A 15,628-nucleotide genomic window follows, 5' to 3' on the forward strand; every position below is an offset into this window, starting at 1 on the left:
CAGCAAAACAACGCAAAAATTATATTTTTGCAATCCGTGGGAACGGTGCAACTTTTTAATACTGCGTTAATGCTTGATTCGCTACCATCCGCCGCTTGCGCGCCCAGCCTCTTGCCAGGCGTGCCGTACGAACGGGGAGTAGCATGATGGAACATGGCCAGTTGGCTGAAGACGAGGCGGTCTACGCTCAGCTGCGCAAATTGAAGCTGCGGCCTACCAGTGCACGCATCTGCGTGCTGACGGCGTTGCAGCAGCAGCGCGAGGAAGCGTTGCCGGCCGAGCGCATTTTTCTGCAGCTGATCCAGACGGGCGTCACCATCAGCCTGGGAACGGTCTACCGTGTCTTAACCGAGCTGGAGCAGCATGGCCTGGTGCAGCGCGAGTGGCCGCCACTGGACCCGGCTGGCAAATCGCGGTTCATGCTGATTCCCGTGCTTGCCGCGCCCATGGTGTGCAGCATGGTGTGTCCGCTGTGTCAAAGCGAGCATGCGGTTACCGACAAACTGCTGCTGGAGGCCTTGCGGCGCCAGGCGCGCGCGGCTGGATTTGAACGCGGACTGGCCGCAACGGCCATTACGCTGATGTGCGACCGCTGTACTGCCGGGAGTTAAGGTGGCGTTAATGGACGGCCCGCTAAGGTGGCTTCTCTGATGTCAGGGAGAAGAGCCATGGATGAGGAATCGCTGGACCCGGACGACTGGGCTGGTTTCAGGGCGCAGGCCCACCGCATGCTGGATGATATGTGCAGCTATCTGGAGACGATCCGCACCAGGCCAGTATGGCAGCCGATGCAGGCGCAGGCGCGCGCGCCGTTCCGCTCGCCGATGCCGGCCGAGGGCCGGACCTTGGCGGACGTACACCAGCAATTCATGACGCAGATATTGCCCCACACGGTAGGCAATCCGCATCCGGCCTTCTTCGGCTGGGTGCATGGCGGCGGCACGCCAGTGGGCATGTTGGCCGAGATGCTGGCCGCCGGCCTTAATGTCAACCTGGGCGGACGCGACCAGATTCCGCTCGAGGTCGAGCGTCAGGTGGTGCGCTGGATGGCCGACCTGTTTGATTTTCCAGAAGGCGCCAGCGGCGTACTGGTGACCGGCAGCTCCATGGCCAACCTGTTGGCGTTGCTGGTCGCGCGCCATGCCCGGCTGGGGGACGCGGTGCGCCAGCATGGCCTGGTGGCATACGCTGCCAGCACCGCGCACGGCTGCATTGCGCAGGCGTTGGAAGCGAGTGGCCTGGGGCGTGCAAGTCTACGGATTATTCCGGTGAATGAACACGCGCAAATCCAGCTGCCTGAGTTGCAGCGCGCGATCCGCGCCGACAGGGCGGCCGGGTTGACGCCGTTCTTTGTCGTCGCCACGGCCGGCACGGTGGATGTGGGCGCGGTGGATGATCTGGCGGGCGTTGCCGCGATTGCCCGCGAAGAGCAGCTGTGGTTCCATGTCGATGGCGCCTATGGCGCGCTGGGCATGCTGGCGCCACCGCTGCGGCCTCTGCTGCAGGGAATCCAGCAGGCCGACTCGGTCGCCTGCGATTTTCACAAGTGGGGACAGGTGCCGTATGATGCCGGCCTGCTGCTGGTGCGCGATGGCGCGGCCCAGCTGGCCGCCTTCAGTGCCGCCGATCGCTATTTGCGCCGGGATCTGCGCGGCATGGCGGCCAACTCGCCCTGGCCGTGCGACCTGGGGCTGGACTTATCGCGTGGATTTCGCGCGCTCAAGGTGTGGATGACGCTACAGGTACATGGCGCCGACAAGCTGGGACGGACCATTTACCAGACCTGCCAACTGGCGCAATACCTGGCCGAACGGGTTCGCGCGCAGCCGCAGCTGGAACTGCTGGCCCCCGTGACGCTCAATATCGTGTGCTTCCGCTATCGCGACCATGAGCCCACTGTCAACGCGCTCAACGCGGCGCTGGTGGTGGCGGTGCAGGAATCCGGGCTGGCGGCGCCGTCGCTGACCAGCCTCGACGGGCAGCTGGCGATCCGTTGCGCAATCGTCAATCACCGCACCCAGGCGCGGGATATCGATGCGCTGCTGGCGGCGGTATTGTCCTGCGGTGCTCAACAACTGTTCGAACGTCACGCGGCATCGCGGTAAGATAGCAGTGTAATCACTAAATGGAGAGAGACAGGTGCGCCTGTTGCTAGTGGAAGACGATCCCATGATCGGCGAAAGTATCGAGGAAGGCTTGCGCGGCGAAAGCTATGCGGTCGACTGGGTGCGGGACGGCCAGGCGGCCGATCTGGCGCTGAATACGGTCGGCTACGACTTGCTGTTGCTGGATCTGGGGCTGCCCAAGAAACAGGGCATGGCGGTGCTGCACACGTTGCGGGCACGCGGCGATGATTTGCCGGTGCTGATTATCACTGCCCGCGACAGCACGCCCGCACGGGTTGATGGGCTGGACAGCGGCGCGGATGACTATTTGGTCAAGCCGTTCGACCTCGATGAATTGCTGGCACGCGTACGCGCGCTGTTGCGGCGGCGTGTCGCCCGCACCCGTTCCATGGTCACGCATGGCCTGCTGACGCTGGACCTAGCCAGCCATGAGGTGACGTTCGAGGGCCAGCCGGTCAAACTGTCGGCGCGCGAATTTTCCGTGCTCAGGGCACTGCTGGATAATCCCGGCAGCGTGGTGTCCAAGAGCCAGCTGGAAGAAAAACTGTATGGGTGGAATGCCGAGGTGGAGAGCAATACCGTGGACGTCTATGTCCATCATTTGCGCAAGAAATTTGGTGCGGACTTCATCCGCAACGTGCGCGGTGTCGGCTACAAGGTGACGCCGCTGCCATGAAGACCATCCGCCAACAATTGCTGATTGGTTTGCTCAGCGCCTCGCTGGTGTGCGTGCTGAGTGCCGGCGCCATGCTGTACCGCTCCTTGCTGGCCGAAACCAATGAGCTGGCGGATTTGCAGCTGCGCCAGCTCGCGGTGGCGCTGCCGGATGAGTTCAAGGGCACGGCCTTGCCGGAAAACATCCATGATCCCGAGGAAGCATTCGTGTTGCAGGCGTGGGACCGCGATGGCGCGCCGATGCATACGACCGTGGCACCCGGCCTGCAACCGTTGCCGCATTATGGTTTGCAGGGCTATCAGGAAAAACAGGTGAACGGCAATCTCTGGCGCATCTACGGCGTGCATGAACCCGGACGTTATGTCCAGGTTGGGCAACCGCAGTCGGCGCGCGACCGGCTGGCCTTGCGCATGGCAGTACGCGCCGGTGCGCCGCTGCTGGTGATTGCGCTGGTGTTTTCCTGTCTGATGCTGATTGTCGTCGGCCGGGCATTGCGGCCGCTGGACCGCCTCGCCCGCGCTGTGGTGGGGCAGTCGCCCACGGCCTTGCAGCCATTGGACCCGGTGGCCATGGCGCCCGACCTGCGTCCCGTGGTGGAGGCCCTGAATGGCCTGATGGGCAAGTTTGAAGAAGCGCTGGCGGCGCAACGCACTTTTGTTGCGGATGCGGCGCATGAACTACGTTCGCCGCTGACAGCGCTGAAATTGCAGCTGCAACTGGTCGAGCGGGCCGAGACGGACGCCGCGCGCACCCTGGCGCTGGCACGGCTGCATGAACGGCTGGACCGCGGCAGCCATCTGGTGCAGCAACTGCTCAGCCTTGCCCGTCACGAGTCCGGACTGACGCGTACGCAGTTGCAGCGTGTCGATGTCAATTCGCTGCTGGTCAGCGTGGTGGCGGACCATTCCGCGCTGGCGGATAGCCGCGACATCGACCTGGGCGTGGAAACCGTGGAGCCGGTCGTAGTGCAGGCCGAACCGGATGGCTTGCGCGTCATGCTGAATAACTTGGTGGACAACGCGCTGCGCTATACCCAGCGCGGTGGCCGGGTCGATCTGCTGGCCGGTACCGATCAGGGCCGGGCATATCTGCAGGTACGCGACAACGGACCGGGTGTCGCGCCGGAGCACAGGGAACGCCTGTTTGACCGCTTCTTCCGGCCGGACGGCAATGAGGTCTGGGGTTGCGGCCTGGGCTTGTCGATCGTGCGCAACATCGTTGACCATCACCGCGCCGATATCCGGCTGGAAGACGGCGAGCAAGGCAAGGGCTTGCGCGTCACCGTCTTCTTCCCTTGAATCGCGTCGCCGCTTATTCCAGTCCCAGCTGGTGGCGCAGTTCGGCACGGGCCGCCGCCAGTTCCACCTGATACTGCGGATTGGTGTGCATCACGGCATGGGTGGTATAGGCCAGCAATTTCGAGGCGGCGATATCGCTGGGGTAGTGCACACCGCAGACCAGGCGGTTTTTCGCATACGCATCTGCGCGCGCCAGGATGGCGTCACGCTGCTCCGGCACCATTTCGATCAGGGTCAGCGCGGCCAGATAGCCGGCGGTGGCATGGCCGCTTGGGTAGGAATCGTCCTTGGTTTTGGTCTTGCAGACTGGCTGCAAGGTTTTGTCCAGATTGTAGGGACGGATGCGCTTGAATGCTTCCTTGGCGGGAATGGCGTTGACACCCTCGTCGTTCTTGACGCGCTTGCCGAATGCGGTCGTCAGCGGCAGCGCGGCGGAATTGAATTTATCGCCAAGCACGGTCTTGTAGATGAACAGCGACTCTTCGGCGTCGTCCGCCTTGGCCTGGGCTTCTTCCGCTGTGGTGCGCGTCGATTGCAGGCGATGCAGTTCCGCCAGCTCGGCCCTGGTGATTGCGGAATCGGCGAGGGGCGGCGCCGGCAGAATCAGCTGGGCCTGGGTTTGGGCCGGACCGGCAAAGATGGGTTCGGCGGCGAAGGCCGGCGCGGCCAGCAGCACGGTGATGGTCAGTGGAAGGATGAGCTTGCGCATGGTTGGGGGCTTTCAAAGATCAAAGGTTAGAAATCGAGGGTCAGGCTGGCCGACACGCTGCGTGCGGGCAGCACGGTTAACACGTCTGCCGGCGATGGCGCGGCGCTGGAACTGGTCTTGGTACCGGCCGCAGCCACATCGACAATGCTGTGACGGTTGAACAGGTTGTTGACGCCCAACTGCAGCTTGGCCGTTTTCGCGAAGGAAACCGGATTCTTGAGACGGTAGTTGATGAACAGGTTGGCCAAGGTGACTGGATCGATACCGTAAGCCTCATGCGTGGCGCCGTTGTCGGCATATACCTTGCCGACGCGTTTGATGAATACACCGCTGTTCCAGCCGGCGTGCTGATAATTCAGCGACAGCGTTTCGGTATCGGCCGGCGCGCCCGCCACCCATTTGCCGGTATCGTATTTGGTGGTGCCCACGGTGGCGTTGCCGTACACGCTGAAGCCATTGCCCAGCAGGACCGTACCTTCGGCCTCGACACCCTGGCTGATCTCTTTGCCGTTCAGGAAATACATGGCATTGCCGCTGACCGGGTCCACCGACGACGAGTACGGGCTGTCGAGGCGGATGCGGTAGACGTCTGCCGCCAGGGTCCATTGTTCCGACTGCCATACGGTGCCGAACTGGGTGGTGGTCGACTTGGTGGCCTTGGGCGTGGTCGCCACCCTGGCGTTTGGCACGTCGAATACGCTGGTCGATGGAATCTGGTCGCCGCGTGCGATCTGCGCGTAAGCGGTCCAGCCTGGCGTGATCTGGTAGTGCAGATCCAGCGACGGCAGCGTGTCGGTGTATGTCACGGCATTGTCGATATACGGCGCGCCACCCGTGATGGTGCCGCTAGTCTTGTTGTACACGCCACCCAGCGGGCCGACGGCGCCGCCGTTATCCTGGAGGTGACGGAAATCCTGTTTATAGGACGCGTATTTGACACCGGGCGTGATGCGCAGCGCCGGAGTGACGTGGAATTCATATTCGACGTAGGGCTGGACCGTGGTGGTCTTGTAGGTTTCGCTGAAGTTGGGCGCGGCCTGGTCGACCCAGGTGCGCGGATCGCTTGGAATCTGGTAACGGTAGCTTTTCGCATAGTCATACCAGACGCCGGTGCGCAGTATGCCCAGCGACGATTCCTGGCTCAGGCGCAGCAGATTCCCCTTGGTCAGGTAGGAGTTGAGCTTGTCAATTGCGCTGGTGGTGCTGATGACGGTGGCACTGTTGTTGTAGTTCTGCTTGTTCCAGTAGCGGTAAACATAGGCCTTGTCTTCCAGCTTCCAGCCGCCGCCCAGGTTGCTTGTCACGCCGATGTAGTTGAACGCGGTCGAGATGTCGTAGAAGTTAAAGCCCCAGTAATTGCCCTTGCCTGGATCGCCGCTGAGCAGGGTGTTGTAGTTGCCCTGGTCATAGTTGGCGCGCGTCAGGCCCTTGATGTTGGGCGTGTTGTTGGTCAGGTTCAGCCACGAGGAAAACAGCGTCACGGCGGTGTTGTCGCTGAGCTGGTAACGGTATTTGAGCGAAGCGGCATCGCGCTTCTGCTTGTTGTAGGTCTGGTAGCCGTCCGACTTCATTTCATGCAGGTTGATGAGCAGGTTCGAGTTGCCATCCGGGCCGAAGTGGCCAGTCGCATGCTCCAGCCCGACCAGCGAGGTGTTCCAGGTGCCGTACGAGCCGGTGACGCTGGTGCGCTGCTGGCTGTCCAGTTCGCGCGACAGCAGATTGATCGAGCCGCCGTAGGTGGCCTGGCCGATGGTGGCGGCGGAACCAGGGCTGCGGTCAATCACCGCGCCGCCCGTGAACTGGCTCGGGAAGAACACCCATGCGTGGTGGCTGACGCCATTGGTGTCATTGAACGGGATGCCGTCAAATGCGATGACGCTGTTGCCATCGGCCAGGCCGCGCATGGTGGTCTTGTTGTCGCCCAGGCCGACGCCGTTGGGGCTGTAGCTGAACATGCCGGGCGCCATCTGCAGTACCTGGCTGTAGTCCGCCACCGGCGAGGTAAAGTCGCGCACAAACTGGTCGCTGACTTCCGACAGGGCCGAGCGGGCGTCGAGCGAGGCCTTGGACGGTGCGCTGGACGCGGCGGTATTCAGCGAGGAGCGGATTTCCACGATCGGCGTTGGGCCATTTGCCAGGGCGTCGCTGTCAGCGGCGGCGGGCGCATCGGCCGCATGGGCGTAGACGCTGTGCAGCAGGCCAGCCAGCAGCGCCAGCGCGAAACGTGGGGGGAGGGAATGTGAATACATCAAATGTCCTTAGCCATGGATGAAAAACCGCAGAGCTTAGAAGCGCTTTATGTCGCCTCCATGACATGCTTGCGGATGGCAAGTTGGCCGTTGTATTTCCATCCATGTGTGCATTTTTTAATGTTGGGTTAATAGTTGCTGAGGCATGCTCGGCCGGCCGCCGCGTGTTAATGCGCGCTTAATGAAGCGTTTCGTAGACTGTCCCCGTTGAATCAGTCAGGGGACGACAATGCGTCTGCTATTAATCGAAGACGACCCCATGATCGGGGAAAGCATGGAAGAGGTGCTGCGGCGCGAGAACTACGCCGTGGACTGGGTCCGCGACGGCGATAGCGGCCTGTTGGCCTTGCGCCAGGACGTGTATGACCTGCTGTTGCTGGACCTGGGGCTGCCCAGGAAACAGGGCATGCAGGTGCTGCGCCAGTATCGCGCGCAGGGCGGCGCCACACCGGTGCTGATCGTTACGGCGCGCGACGCCACCGCGTCCCGGGTCGAAGGGCTGGATGGCGGCGGCGATGATTACCTGGTCAAGCCGTTTGAGGTGGATGAACTGCTGGCCCGCATCCGTGCGTTGCTGCGCCGTGGCAAGCCGCAGCATCAGGCCGTGGTCAACTACTGCGGACTGCGGGTCGATCTGGCGGCGCATGTCGCCAGCCTGCACGGCTTGCCGCTGCATTTGCCCGCGCGCGAGTTCGCCGTGCTGCGGGCCTTGCTGGATACGCCGGGCAGCGTGGTGTCCAAGAGCCAGCTCGAAGAGCGCATCTATGGCTGGGGCGAGGAAATCGAGAGCAATACGATAGACGTCTACATCCACCACCTGCGCAAAAAACTCGGCAGCGGCTTTATCCAGAATATACGTGGCGTTGGTTATAAGCTGTGCGCGGCATGACGACGATCCGCACCCGTCTGTTGATCGGCCTGATGACGGGCGCCATCGTGTGCACGCTGGCGGCCACCATGCTGCTGTATAAGCTGGCCGACCATGAGGCGGATGAACAGTCGGACCAGCGTCTGCGGCTGCTCGCGTGGTCATTGCCGTTGCAGGCGCAGCAGGACTGGCAACTGCCGCACGAAAACGATCCCGATGACCGCTTTGACGTCCAGGCCTGGCGTGCCGACGGCGTGCCGGTGCATCTGTCGGTGGCGGCGCCTGCGCTGCCGTTTCCGCGGCCGCAGGGTTTTTCCACCGTCGCCCATCAGGGCCAACGCTGGCGGGTTTATTCCGATACGGTGTCCGGCTTCAACGTCCAGGTGTCACAGCCCATTGCGATCCGCCAGCGGGTGGCGGCTGAGATGGCGCTGCGCATCGCGCCGCCGTTGCTGCTGCTGTTGCCGGCCATGGCCATCATGATCTGGGTTGTCGTGGGCCGCTCCATGCAGCCGCTGGAAAAACTGACGCAAGCCGTGCGTGGCCGTACGCCGGCCGCGTTGCAGCCGCTGGCAGCCACGGGGCTGCCGCCGGAATTGCATCCCATCGTGATGGCGCTGAATGTCCTGCTGGGCAAGGTGGAAAGCGCAATTGCAACGCAGCGTAACTTCGTTGCTGATGCGGCGCATGAGTTGCGGTCGCCGCTGACCGCATTGAAGTTGCAATTGCAGCTGGCCGAACGGGCGGAGGACGGCGCGCGGCAGACGGCGTTTCGCAAGCTGCATGAGCGCCTCGACCGCGCAACCCATCTGGTGCAGCAGCTCATGACGCTGGCGCGGCAGGAGCAGGGCGGGGCACCGCCGGTGCCTCAGCGGGTGGACCTGTTGAAGCTGGCGCGCCAGGTGGTCGCCGACCATGCGATTTATGCGGAGAGCAAACAGATCGATCTTGGTGTCAGCGCCGCCATCGATGCGCTGGACATCAGCGCGCATCAGGAGGGACTGGCGGTCATGCTGAGCAATCTGGTCGATAACGCCTTGCGTTACACGCAGCCGGGTGGCCGGGTGGATGTCTCGGTGGGCATGGAGCACGGACGGCCTTTCCTGCGCGTCGCCGACAATGGACCGGGCGTGCCGGAGGAGGGGCGCGAACGGCTGTTTGACCGCTTCTACCGGCCGGACGGCAATACTGTCTGGGGCTGCGGCCTGGGACTGTCGATCGTCAAAAGCGTGGCGGATGCACACCATGCGCTGATCCGTCTGAACACCAATGGCAGCCGTGGCCTGATGGTCACTGCCTCTTTTCCTCATCTGCTGGCCGGATGACGAGTGCTTAATACGCGGTTAACAATGCGTTTGCTCTAATGCTGGCATCTCTGAATGTCACTGAAAGCGCGTTAGCATGTCCCTATCCCGTCCTGCCCTTCCTGCGATGCTGGTCCTGATGACCGGTATCGCCCATGCGCAAAGCGCCGACACACCCTCAACGGTGGTGGTGGCAGGCAAGCGGGCCGATGTCATCAACAAGATCGACCGCAAAGTGTATCGCGCCGACGCCGACCTGCAGTCCAGTACCGGCAACGCTGCCGACCTGCTCAACAATATCCCGGCCGTGGATGTTGATATTGACGGCAATGTCAGCCTGCGCGGAGACAGCAGCGTTACCGTGCTGATCGACGGCAGGCCATCGAGCCAGATGCAAGGCGCTGCGCGCGGCGGCGCGCTGATGGGTTTCTCTGCGGCGGATATCGAGCAAATCGAAATCATCACGTCGCCGTCGGCGGAATTCAAGCCCGATGGCGCGGGCGGCATCATCAACATCGTGACCAGGAAGAACCGCAAGCGCGGTGCGGCGGGGCAGTTGCTGGCCAACCTGGGCAACAACGGCCGCCACAATGGCGCGCTGTCCGGCAGTTACAACAACGGACCGCTCGACCTGAGCGGCAGCATCGGCAACCGCAAGGACTGGCGCCAGCGTGTGACCGACACGCTGGTTGGCCCGCGCGACGGTGGACTCACCAGCTCGCATCAGGTGCTGGATGAAACCAACGACCGCTGGTACGGCAAGGGAGCGGCAAAATATACCCCGAATGAGCGCCAGACACTGGGCCTGACGCTGGACTATGCCAGCCGCACCGAACGGCGTATTTCGTCGCAGGATACGCTGCCCGCCGATCTGCCGGCCTATCAGCGCTTCGGCAATGGCGGCGGGCCGCGCACCGATGCAGGCGTGGCCCTGAGCTATGAACAGAAGCTGGCGCATCCTGGCGAAGCGTGGTCGCTGTATCTGCAACGCAGCCACTCGATCGAAACCAATCTGTACGACTACCGGACGCTGCATGCGGACCCCGCGTTGCAGCGTGATTTTGGCCAGCAGGTGTTTGATGTGTCGAAATTCACCGGCGCATATGTGCGCCCGGATGGCGAAGGTGCGACGCTGAAGATGGGCTATGACGTCGAATACAACCACAACGCCTTCAATAATTGGAGCGCGGTGGGCGCGGGCGAACCGCCGGTCGTCAATCCGGCGGCCGACAACCGTTTCCGCTACCGCCAGGCCGTCAACGCGATCTATACGACCTATGCCGTCAAGCGCGGGGCGCTCGAGACGTTGGGCGGTCTGCGGGTGGAGCAAACCGATATCCGTACCTTGCAGCGGATTTCCGGCGACGCCAGTACCCAGCACTACCGCAAGCTGTTTCCCACCCTGAATCTGCTGTACACGCTCAATGACAATGATGTGCTGTCGCTGGGGTACAGCAGGCGGGTAAAGAAGCCGGACCCGGAAGACCTCAATCCCTACATCAACGCCGCCGACCCGCGCAATCTGCGCCAGGGCAATCCGGCGTTGCGGCCGCAGGTAACGGATGCGCTGGAATTGGGCTACCGGCACGAGGCGGGCGGTGCCTCGTACGGGCTGACCGCCTACTACCGCCGCAGCCGCGATGGCGATACCGAGATCCTGACGCCACTGGACAACGACGTCGTACTGGTCACCAAGGCCAATATGCCGACCAGCCAGTCGGGCGGCCTGGAGTTTGCTGCAGCCGGCAAGCTGCTGCCGGGACTGAACTACAACGCCAGCGGCAACCTGTTCTACAACCAGATCATTGGCCAGGTGCTCGGCGGCGGCAGCAACCGTTCTAACACCGGCTTCAATGGCAAGGGCACGCTGGACTATCAACTCAGTGCGCGTGACCGCGTCCAGCTGGGCGCCAACTACCGCGGCAAGCGTTTGACGCCGCAAGGCTACATCCTGCCATTCACGGTGGTCAACTTCGGCTACCGGCATCAGGTTGACGAGCAATGGACGCTGGTGGCCACATTGTCCGACGCATTCAATTCGCAGCGTCAACGCCGGGTGTATGAGACGCCTGACTTTACCGGCCGCTACCGCCGTCAGCAAATGGGGCAGGTCGCCTATCTCGGGTTGTCCTGGACTTTCGGTGGCAACCGAAAAGTCAAAGACGCCGACTTCAACTACGAATAACCCAGCTTTTGTGACGAGGACTACGCCATGCAGACAACTACGCTTAACAAGGTGCCGGAAGTAACGCTGAGCTTCTGGCTAATTAAAATTTTATCGACCACCGTTGGTGAAACGGGCGCGGACTACCTGGCCGTGAATGTCGGCCTGGGCACGCTGTTTACGGACGCCATCAGTGCCTGCCTGCTGCTGGTGGCGCTGAACTGGCAGTTGCGTCAGCCGCGTTATGTGCCATGGGTGTACTGGCTGTCGGTGGTGCTATTGAGTGTAGTCGGCACCCAAATCACCGATGCGCTTACGGATGGCCTGGGCGTCAGCCTGTATCTCAGCACGGGGGTGTTCAGCCTGCTGCTGGCCACGGTGTTCTTCCTGTGGCACCGGCGCGAGCGCACGCTGTCTATCCATACCATTTTTACGCGGCGGCGCGAGCTGTTCTACTGGTCTGCCATTCTGTTCACGTTTGCGCTGGGGACGGCGGCCGGCGACCTGGCGACCGAAGCGCTGGGGCTGGGCTTCCGTCTCGGCGTATTGGTTTTTGGCGCGCTGATTGGCGCGATCTATGTCGCTTTCCGTTGCGGCGCCAATCCAGTGCTGAGCTTCTGGCTGGCGTACATCCTGACCCGGCCGCTCGGCGCCTCGCTGGGTGATCTGTTATCGCAGGCGCCCGAATATGGCGGCATCGGCTGGGGCACCGTCAACACCAGCATTGCTTTCCTGCTGGTGATTGCCGCACTGGTGGCCATCCTCAGCCGTACGTCGTCGCACCCAGCTTCACAACCCTAGAAAGGAATTACGATGAAACGCTTATCTGCCATTACTGTTGCCGCTGCCTGCACTTTTGCGCTGGCGGTTGCCGATGCCCCGCTGCTGGCCAATATGCTGCCCGCCGCACAGGCCGCAGCAAGCAAGCTCGGTGATCTCAGCAAGTTCCGCCAGATCGCCGCCGACACCGCCGCCATTGTCGACAAGGGCGATCTGGCTGGCGCCAAGGCCCGTATCAAGGATCTGGAAACCAGCTGGGACCAGGCCGAGGCAGGTCTGAAACCCCGTGCGGCAGCGGACTGGCATGTGGTCGACAAGTCGCTGGACCGTGCTCTGGATGCCTTACGGGCCAGCCATCCCGATGCCAGCGCCTGCAAGAAGGCACTGGCGGAATTGCTGGCGGACCTGGACAAATACGGTAAGTAGCCGCGCTTAATCCTGGCGCCAGGAAAACTGATCCAGCAGGCTGCGGAAAGCGTCAAATACTTTCCGCATGGCCGGCTGCTTGTACGGATACAGCTGCTCGTCATCCATGACGTGGACGATCATGGCGTTATCCACCTCAAAGATCAGCAGGCGGCCATCCGGTGTTTCGGCGCAGTCGATGCCGAGGTAGGGCAGTTGCAGGCGGCGCTGGATGTCCGCCAATGCTTCGGCGTGGCGCTTCGCGAAACCGGTGTCAAACTGCTGCATGCTCTCGGCCTCTTCGGCGCGCTTGCCGGCGCTGTGATCCATGCCGGCATTCAGATAATGCACCATCCAGTGCGATGAAATCGCATGATGGCAGAGGTAGGGCTGGCCATTGATGAGCACCACGCGCAGCTTGCGGAATAATCCATCGGCGCCGCTGTAGTCAACAAAACTGGCCAGGTAAAATTGTTGGGCCGGCACGCGCGCCAGATAGGCGGCCAGCGCGTCCGCTGTGTCGATTTTCTCGAGATTTTGGCCAGCGTGTGAACCTAGCGGGCGCACGATCAGCGGGAAGCTTGCGCCGGGCAGCAGGCTGGACAAGCTTTCCGGCCGTACCGCCAGCGACGCCAGGTCAGCGCGCGTGCTGCGCCGGGTCTGCGGCATGAGCACGCCGCATGTTCCCGCCAGCGCGCGCCAGGCGCCGTCGCGTGACAGGACGGCGATATGTTCAGGACGGTTCAGTACCGGATGCGGCCAGCTTGCCAGCTGCTCCGCCAAACGTTGCAGCAGCGGCTGGTTAGCGTCGGATTCGGCGATGGCAACCATCAGCACATCATGCGCAGGGAAGGTGGCTGGCCAGGGGATTTCGTCGCCCAGATAGAGTAGCTCGAGCGCCACATCGCCTTGTTCCAGCAAGAACTCCACCGGCGTGTTGGCCATTAAATCTCCCGACGCCATGATGACCAGCAGCCGCAAGGCAGGTTGCGTGCCGCCATACGGCAAAAGGTAGTGTTGTTGCAAGCGGAGCGCCTCGGCCTGCAGCTGCATGGCGATGTCGCGCTCGCCGGTAAGCTGCAGGACGGTGGAACAGTCCAGGTAGGCGTGGGCATCCTGTGGCCAGGCCTGTGCCCGTTCGACCAGCGCGGTGGCGATCGGCACCATGTTTTCGCCACGGAACGCACGCCGCATCAGCGCAGCGACGCCGTGCAGCGGTGCGAATGGCCGACGCAGCTGGGCGGGCAGGTCGGGCAGCAATTGTTCCAGCACCGCCCGTTTGCCGGCAAGGCGGGGATCGTCCCATTCGCGGGCATACTGCATCAGCAGGCGCTGGTTCTCATGGATGCGTACAAAGTAAGGCTTTTGCATCAGCACGATGTGGACATACAGCGCGAAGGACTCCGCGAAGTCTTCCGCCGCGCTTTGCGCGCCATACATGGTGAACAGATTGGTTTCCAGTAGCGCGTGATACATCGGCAGGATACCGTCTGATGGCAGTTGTGGCTGATTGTAATAGCGCAACTGGGCGCGGCCAGAAAAACCATTTTCCGCACGCGGCCGGACGGTTCCCTGACCTGCGATTTCCCAGGACAGTGACAGGAACGCATAGTCAGCGGTCGTGCCCAGCTCTTCGGGTTGCAGCCACCAGTCCGGCACCAGCTTGCGGCCGAGCGACAGCACATGGCCAATCTCATGCAGCAGCAACATCTGCAAGGCATTCTTGCGGTTGTCCTGGTCGCCGTCGGCAATGCGTACGGTAATGTGGTGCGCGCCAGCGGTGAATGGCATGTTCTCCCGCCAGCTTATCCATTGGTTGGCGGTCCGCTGCGCAATCGCCTCGACATCGAGCATGATGAGCGCGCCGTGAAAATGACCGCCGGGACCGATCACGATGTCGGTGGCCGCAGAGGAACCGGCACCGGCGACAAAGTAGATGCCGAGGAAGTGATCCTGCAGGCGCGCCCTGACGATTTCCGGTAACTCGATCAGGGCTTGCTGCAGGTCCGCCTCCAGATCCGGCGGCGGCTGCACGGAGTGTGCCGGATGGCCGTTGACTTGTTCAAGGTGGTGAAGCAGTTGCGCTGGCGCCGGCGCGTAGCGCTGTTCGGGCGGCAGCGACAAGGTCGATGGCCAGCCATCGAGATCGGTCACGATAATCACGGAAATACCTTTGATGCTTTGAGTGTGCCGATCGTAGGTGCTGGCAGGTTAAGCCTGCATTAAAGATGGGCTTTAATCCTGCGTTAATGCAGCGCTCAGTACGCTGCGTACCATGCGTAACTATTTCAACCTCGACGATCAGCAAATGGCCAGGCCAGGGCCACACCTCAGCCGGGTGCTGCTGCTGTTTGTGGCAGTGCTGGCAGCGCTGATACTGTTTGGCGTGCTGGCAGAGGATGTTGCGGAAGGCGACAGCATTTTCTTTGACCAGCCGGTGCTGTTCTGGCTGCGCGGGTTCTCCAGCGAGCCATTGGATCAGCTCATGCGCGCTGTGACATGGCTGGGTTCCGCCGCCGTCATCATCCCGCTGCTGTTGCTGGCGGCCTGGCGTTTGCAATGGCAACGGTGGCCGGTGATTTACCTGGCGACGGCCAATCTCGGCGTCTTGTTATTGAATCTCGCGGCCAAACATGGTTTCGAGCGGATGCGTCCGGCGTTTTGGGCGCCACTGGTCCCGGTCAGTTCCTATAGTTTCCCCAGCGGCCACGCGATGCAAAGCATGGCGCTGGCGTGCAGCTTGCTGGTGGTGGCCGCCGGCCTCAGGCAGAAATGGGCATGGCGGCTGTTGGCTGCGGCGTATGTGGTGGCGGTCGGCACTTCCCGCATGTATCTCGGGGTGCACTATCCATCGGATGTGTTGGCGGGCTGGTGCGCTTCATTCTGCTGGTGCGCAGGGCTGGCATATGCCACGCGCCGGATGAGAATGAACCATCAAAATGGCTCATTCTCGCTGCGGCAGCGAATGTGAAACGCCGTCTGAGAAGGCCGTATTTTGCTCGTCTGTTCGCTGGCGAACATTGCTACCATATTTCAATATGGAATGTCA

13 protein-coding genes are annotated in these 15,628 nt (G+C 62.3%); 10 read left to right on the forward strand and 3 right to left on the reverse strand.

Translation table 11 applies throughout. The features are described from left to right. Positions 1–143 precede the first annotated feature (143 nt). The 4 genes from GTP58_RS06580 to GTP58_RS06595 are packed head-to-tail and all read left to right on the forward strand — an operon-like array spanning position 144 to position 4,100. Positions 144–611, forward strand: coding sequence for a transcriptional repressor (locus tag GTP58_RS06580; RefSeq protein WP_161076735.1), 468 nt, complete (start codon positions 144–146; stop codon positions 609–611). Positions 612–668: 57 nt separating this feature from the next. Then, positions 669–2,105 carry a pyridoxal-dependent decarboxylase gene (locus tag GTP58_RS06585; RefSeq protein WP_229215436.1) on the forward strand — a complete coding sequence of 479 codons (1,437 nt, stop codon included), beginning with the start codon at positions 669–671 and terminating at the stop codon, positions 2,103–2,105. 34 nt (positions 2,106–2,139) lie between these two features. Further along, positions 2,140–2,802 (forward strand): response regulator transcription factor, encoded by a 663-nt coding sequence (locus GTP58_RS06590; protein ID WP_161076737.1) that lies wholly within the window; start codon positions 2,140–2,142, stop codon positions 2,800–2,802. Beyond that, on the forward strand, positions 2,799–4,100 hold the full coding sequence (locus GTP58_RS06595; RefSeq protein ID WP_161076738.1) for an ATP-binding protein: 1,302 nt from the start codon (positions 2,799–2,801) through the stop codon (positions 4,098–4,100). The genes GTP58_RS06590 and GTP58_RS06595 overlap by 4 nt, the downstream gene beginning before the upstream one ends. Positions 4,101–4,113: 13 nt before the next feature. Here GTP58_RS06595 and GTP58_RS06600 read toward each other — a convergent pair whose 3' ends face one another. Both GTP58_RS06600 and GTP58_RS06605 read right to left on the reverse strand, forming a co-directional pair. After that, on the reverse strand, positions 4,114–4,809 hold the full coding sequence (locus GTP58_RS06600) for a phosphatase PAP2 family protein (protein ID WP_161076739.1): 696 nt from the start codon (positions 4,807–4,809) through the stop codon (positions 4,114–4,116). Positions 4,810–4,835: 26 nt separating this feature from the next. Continuing rightward, on the reverse strand, positions 4,836–7,058 hold the full coding sequence (locus GTP58_RS06605) for a TonB-dependent receptor (protein WP_161076740.1): 2,223 nt from the start codon (positions 7,056–7,058) through the stop codon (positions 4,836–4,838). A gap of 229 nt (positions 7,059–7,287) precedes the next feature. On the opposite strand from GTP58_RS06605, the gene GTP58_RS06610 reads away from it, so the two are divergent. The 5 genes from GTP58_RS06610 (at position 7,288) to GTP58_RS06630 (ending at position 12,600) form a co-directional block, all read left to right on the forward strand. Continuing rightward, a complete protein-coding gene (locus GTP58_RS06610) occupies positions 7,288–7,947 on the forward strand; it encodes a response regulator transcription factor (protein WP_161076741.1) in 660 nt (219 codons plus the stop codon). Further along, entirely contained in the window at positions 7,944–9,251 is a 1,308-nt protein-coding gene (locus GTP58_RS06615) for an ATP-binding protein (RefSeq protein WP_161076742.1), read from the forward strand. Before GTP58_RS06610 ends, GTP58_RS06615 begins: the two co-directional genes overlap by 4 nt. 76 nt (positions 9,252–9,327) lie before the next feature. After that, positions 9,328–11,415, forward strand: a complete 2,088-nt coding sequence (locus tag GTP58_RS06620; RefSeq protein WP_161076743.1) for a TonB-dependent receptor domain-containing protein — start codon at positions 9,328–9,330, stop codon at positions 11,413–11,415. 27 nt (positions 11,416–11,442) lie between these two features. Next, positions 11,443–12,195 carry a hypothetical protein gene (locus GTP58_RS06625; protein WP_161076744.1) on the forward strand — a complete coding sequence of 251 codons (753 nt, stop codon included), beginning with the start codon at positions 11,443–11,445 and terminating at the stop codon, positions 12,193–12,195. A 12-nt stretch (positions 12,196–12,207) separates the two neighbouring features. Beyond that, entirely contained in the window at positions 12,208–12,600 is a 393-nt protein-coding gene (locus GTP58_RS06630) for a histidine kinase (protein ID WP_202413489.1), read from the forward strand. Between the two features lie 6 nt (positions 12,601–12,606). Here GTP58_RS06630 and GTP58_RS31255 read toward each other — a convergent pair whose 3' ends face one another. Beyond that, positions 12,607–14,742 carry a RimK family alpha-L-glutamate ligase gene (locus GTP58_RS31255; RefSeq protein ID WP_229215437.1) on the reverse strand — a complete coding sequence of 712 codons (2,136 nt, stop codon included), beginning with the start codon at positions 14,740–14,742 and terminating at the stop codon, positions 12,607–12,609. Positions 14,743–14,854: 112 nt separating this feature from the next. Between GTP58_RS31255 and GTP58_RS06640 the strand changes: the two genes are divergently transcribed. Continuing rightward, positions 14,855–15,550 carry a phosphatase PAP2 family protein gene (locus GTP58_RS06640; protein WP_161076745.1) on the forward strand — a complete coding sequence of 232 codons (696 nt, stop codon included), beginning with the start codon at positions 14,855–14,857 and terminating at the stop codon, positions 15,548–15,550. Positions 15,551–15,628 lie beyond the last annotated feature (78 nt).

It is taken from the genome of Duganella sp. CY15W (assembly GCF_009857555.1).
GTDB classification, from domain to species: Bacteria; Pseudomonadota; Gammaproteobacteria; order Burkholderiales; family Burkholderiaceae_D; genus Rugamonas; species Rugamonas sacchari.

Coding starts and splice junctions, on each gene's coding strand:
- GTP58_RS06605 (WP_161076740.1), bottom strand. CDS start 7,058: ATGTATTCACATTCCCTCCCCCCACGTTTCGCGCTGGCGCTGCTGGCT.
- GTP58_RS06585 (WP_229215436.1), top strand. CDS start 669: ATGGATGAGGAATCGCTGGACCCGGACGACTGGGCTGGTTTCAGGGCG.
- GTP58_RS06600 (WP_161076739.1), bottom strand. CDS start 4,809: ATGCGCAAGCTCATCCTTCCACTGACCATCACCGTGCTGCTGGCCGCG.
- GTP58_RS06625 (WP_161076744.1), top strand. CDS start 11,443: ATGCAGACAACTACGCTTAACAAGGTGCCGGAAGTAACGCTGAGCTTC.
- GTP58_RS06630 (WP_202413489.1), top strand. CDS start 12,208: ATGAAACGCTTATCTGCCATTACTGTTGCCGCTGCCTGCACTTTTGCG.
- GTP58_RS06615 (WP_161076742.1), top strand. CDS start 7,944: ATGACGACGATCCGCACCCGTCTGTTGATCGGCCTGATGACGGGCGCC.
- GTP58_RS06640 (WP_161076745.1), top strand. CDS start 14,855: ATGCGTAACTATTTCAACCTCGACGATCAGCAAATGGCCAGGCCAGGG.
- GTP58_RS06580 (WP_161076735.1), top strand. CDS start 144: ATGATGGAACATGGCCAGTTGGCTGAAGACGAGGCGGTCTACGCTCAG.
- GTP58_RS06610 (WP_161076741.1), top strand. CDS start 7,288: ATGCGTCTGCTATTAATCGAAGACGACCCCATGATCGGGGAAAGCATG.
- GTP58_RS06595 (WP_161076738.1), top strand. CDS start 2,799: ATGAAGACCATCCGCCAACAATTGCTGATTGGTTTGCTCAGCGCCTCG.
- GTP58_RS06620 (WP_161076743.1), top strand. CDS start 9,328: ATGTCCCTATCCCGTCCTGCCCTTCCTGCGATGCTGGTCCTGATGACC.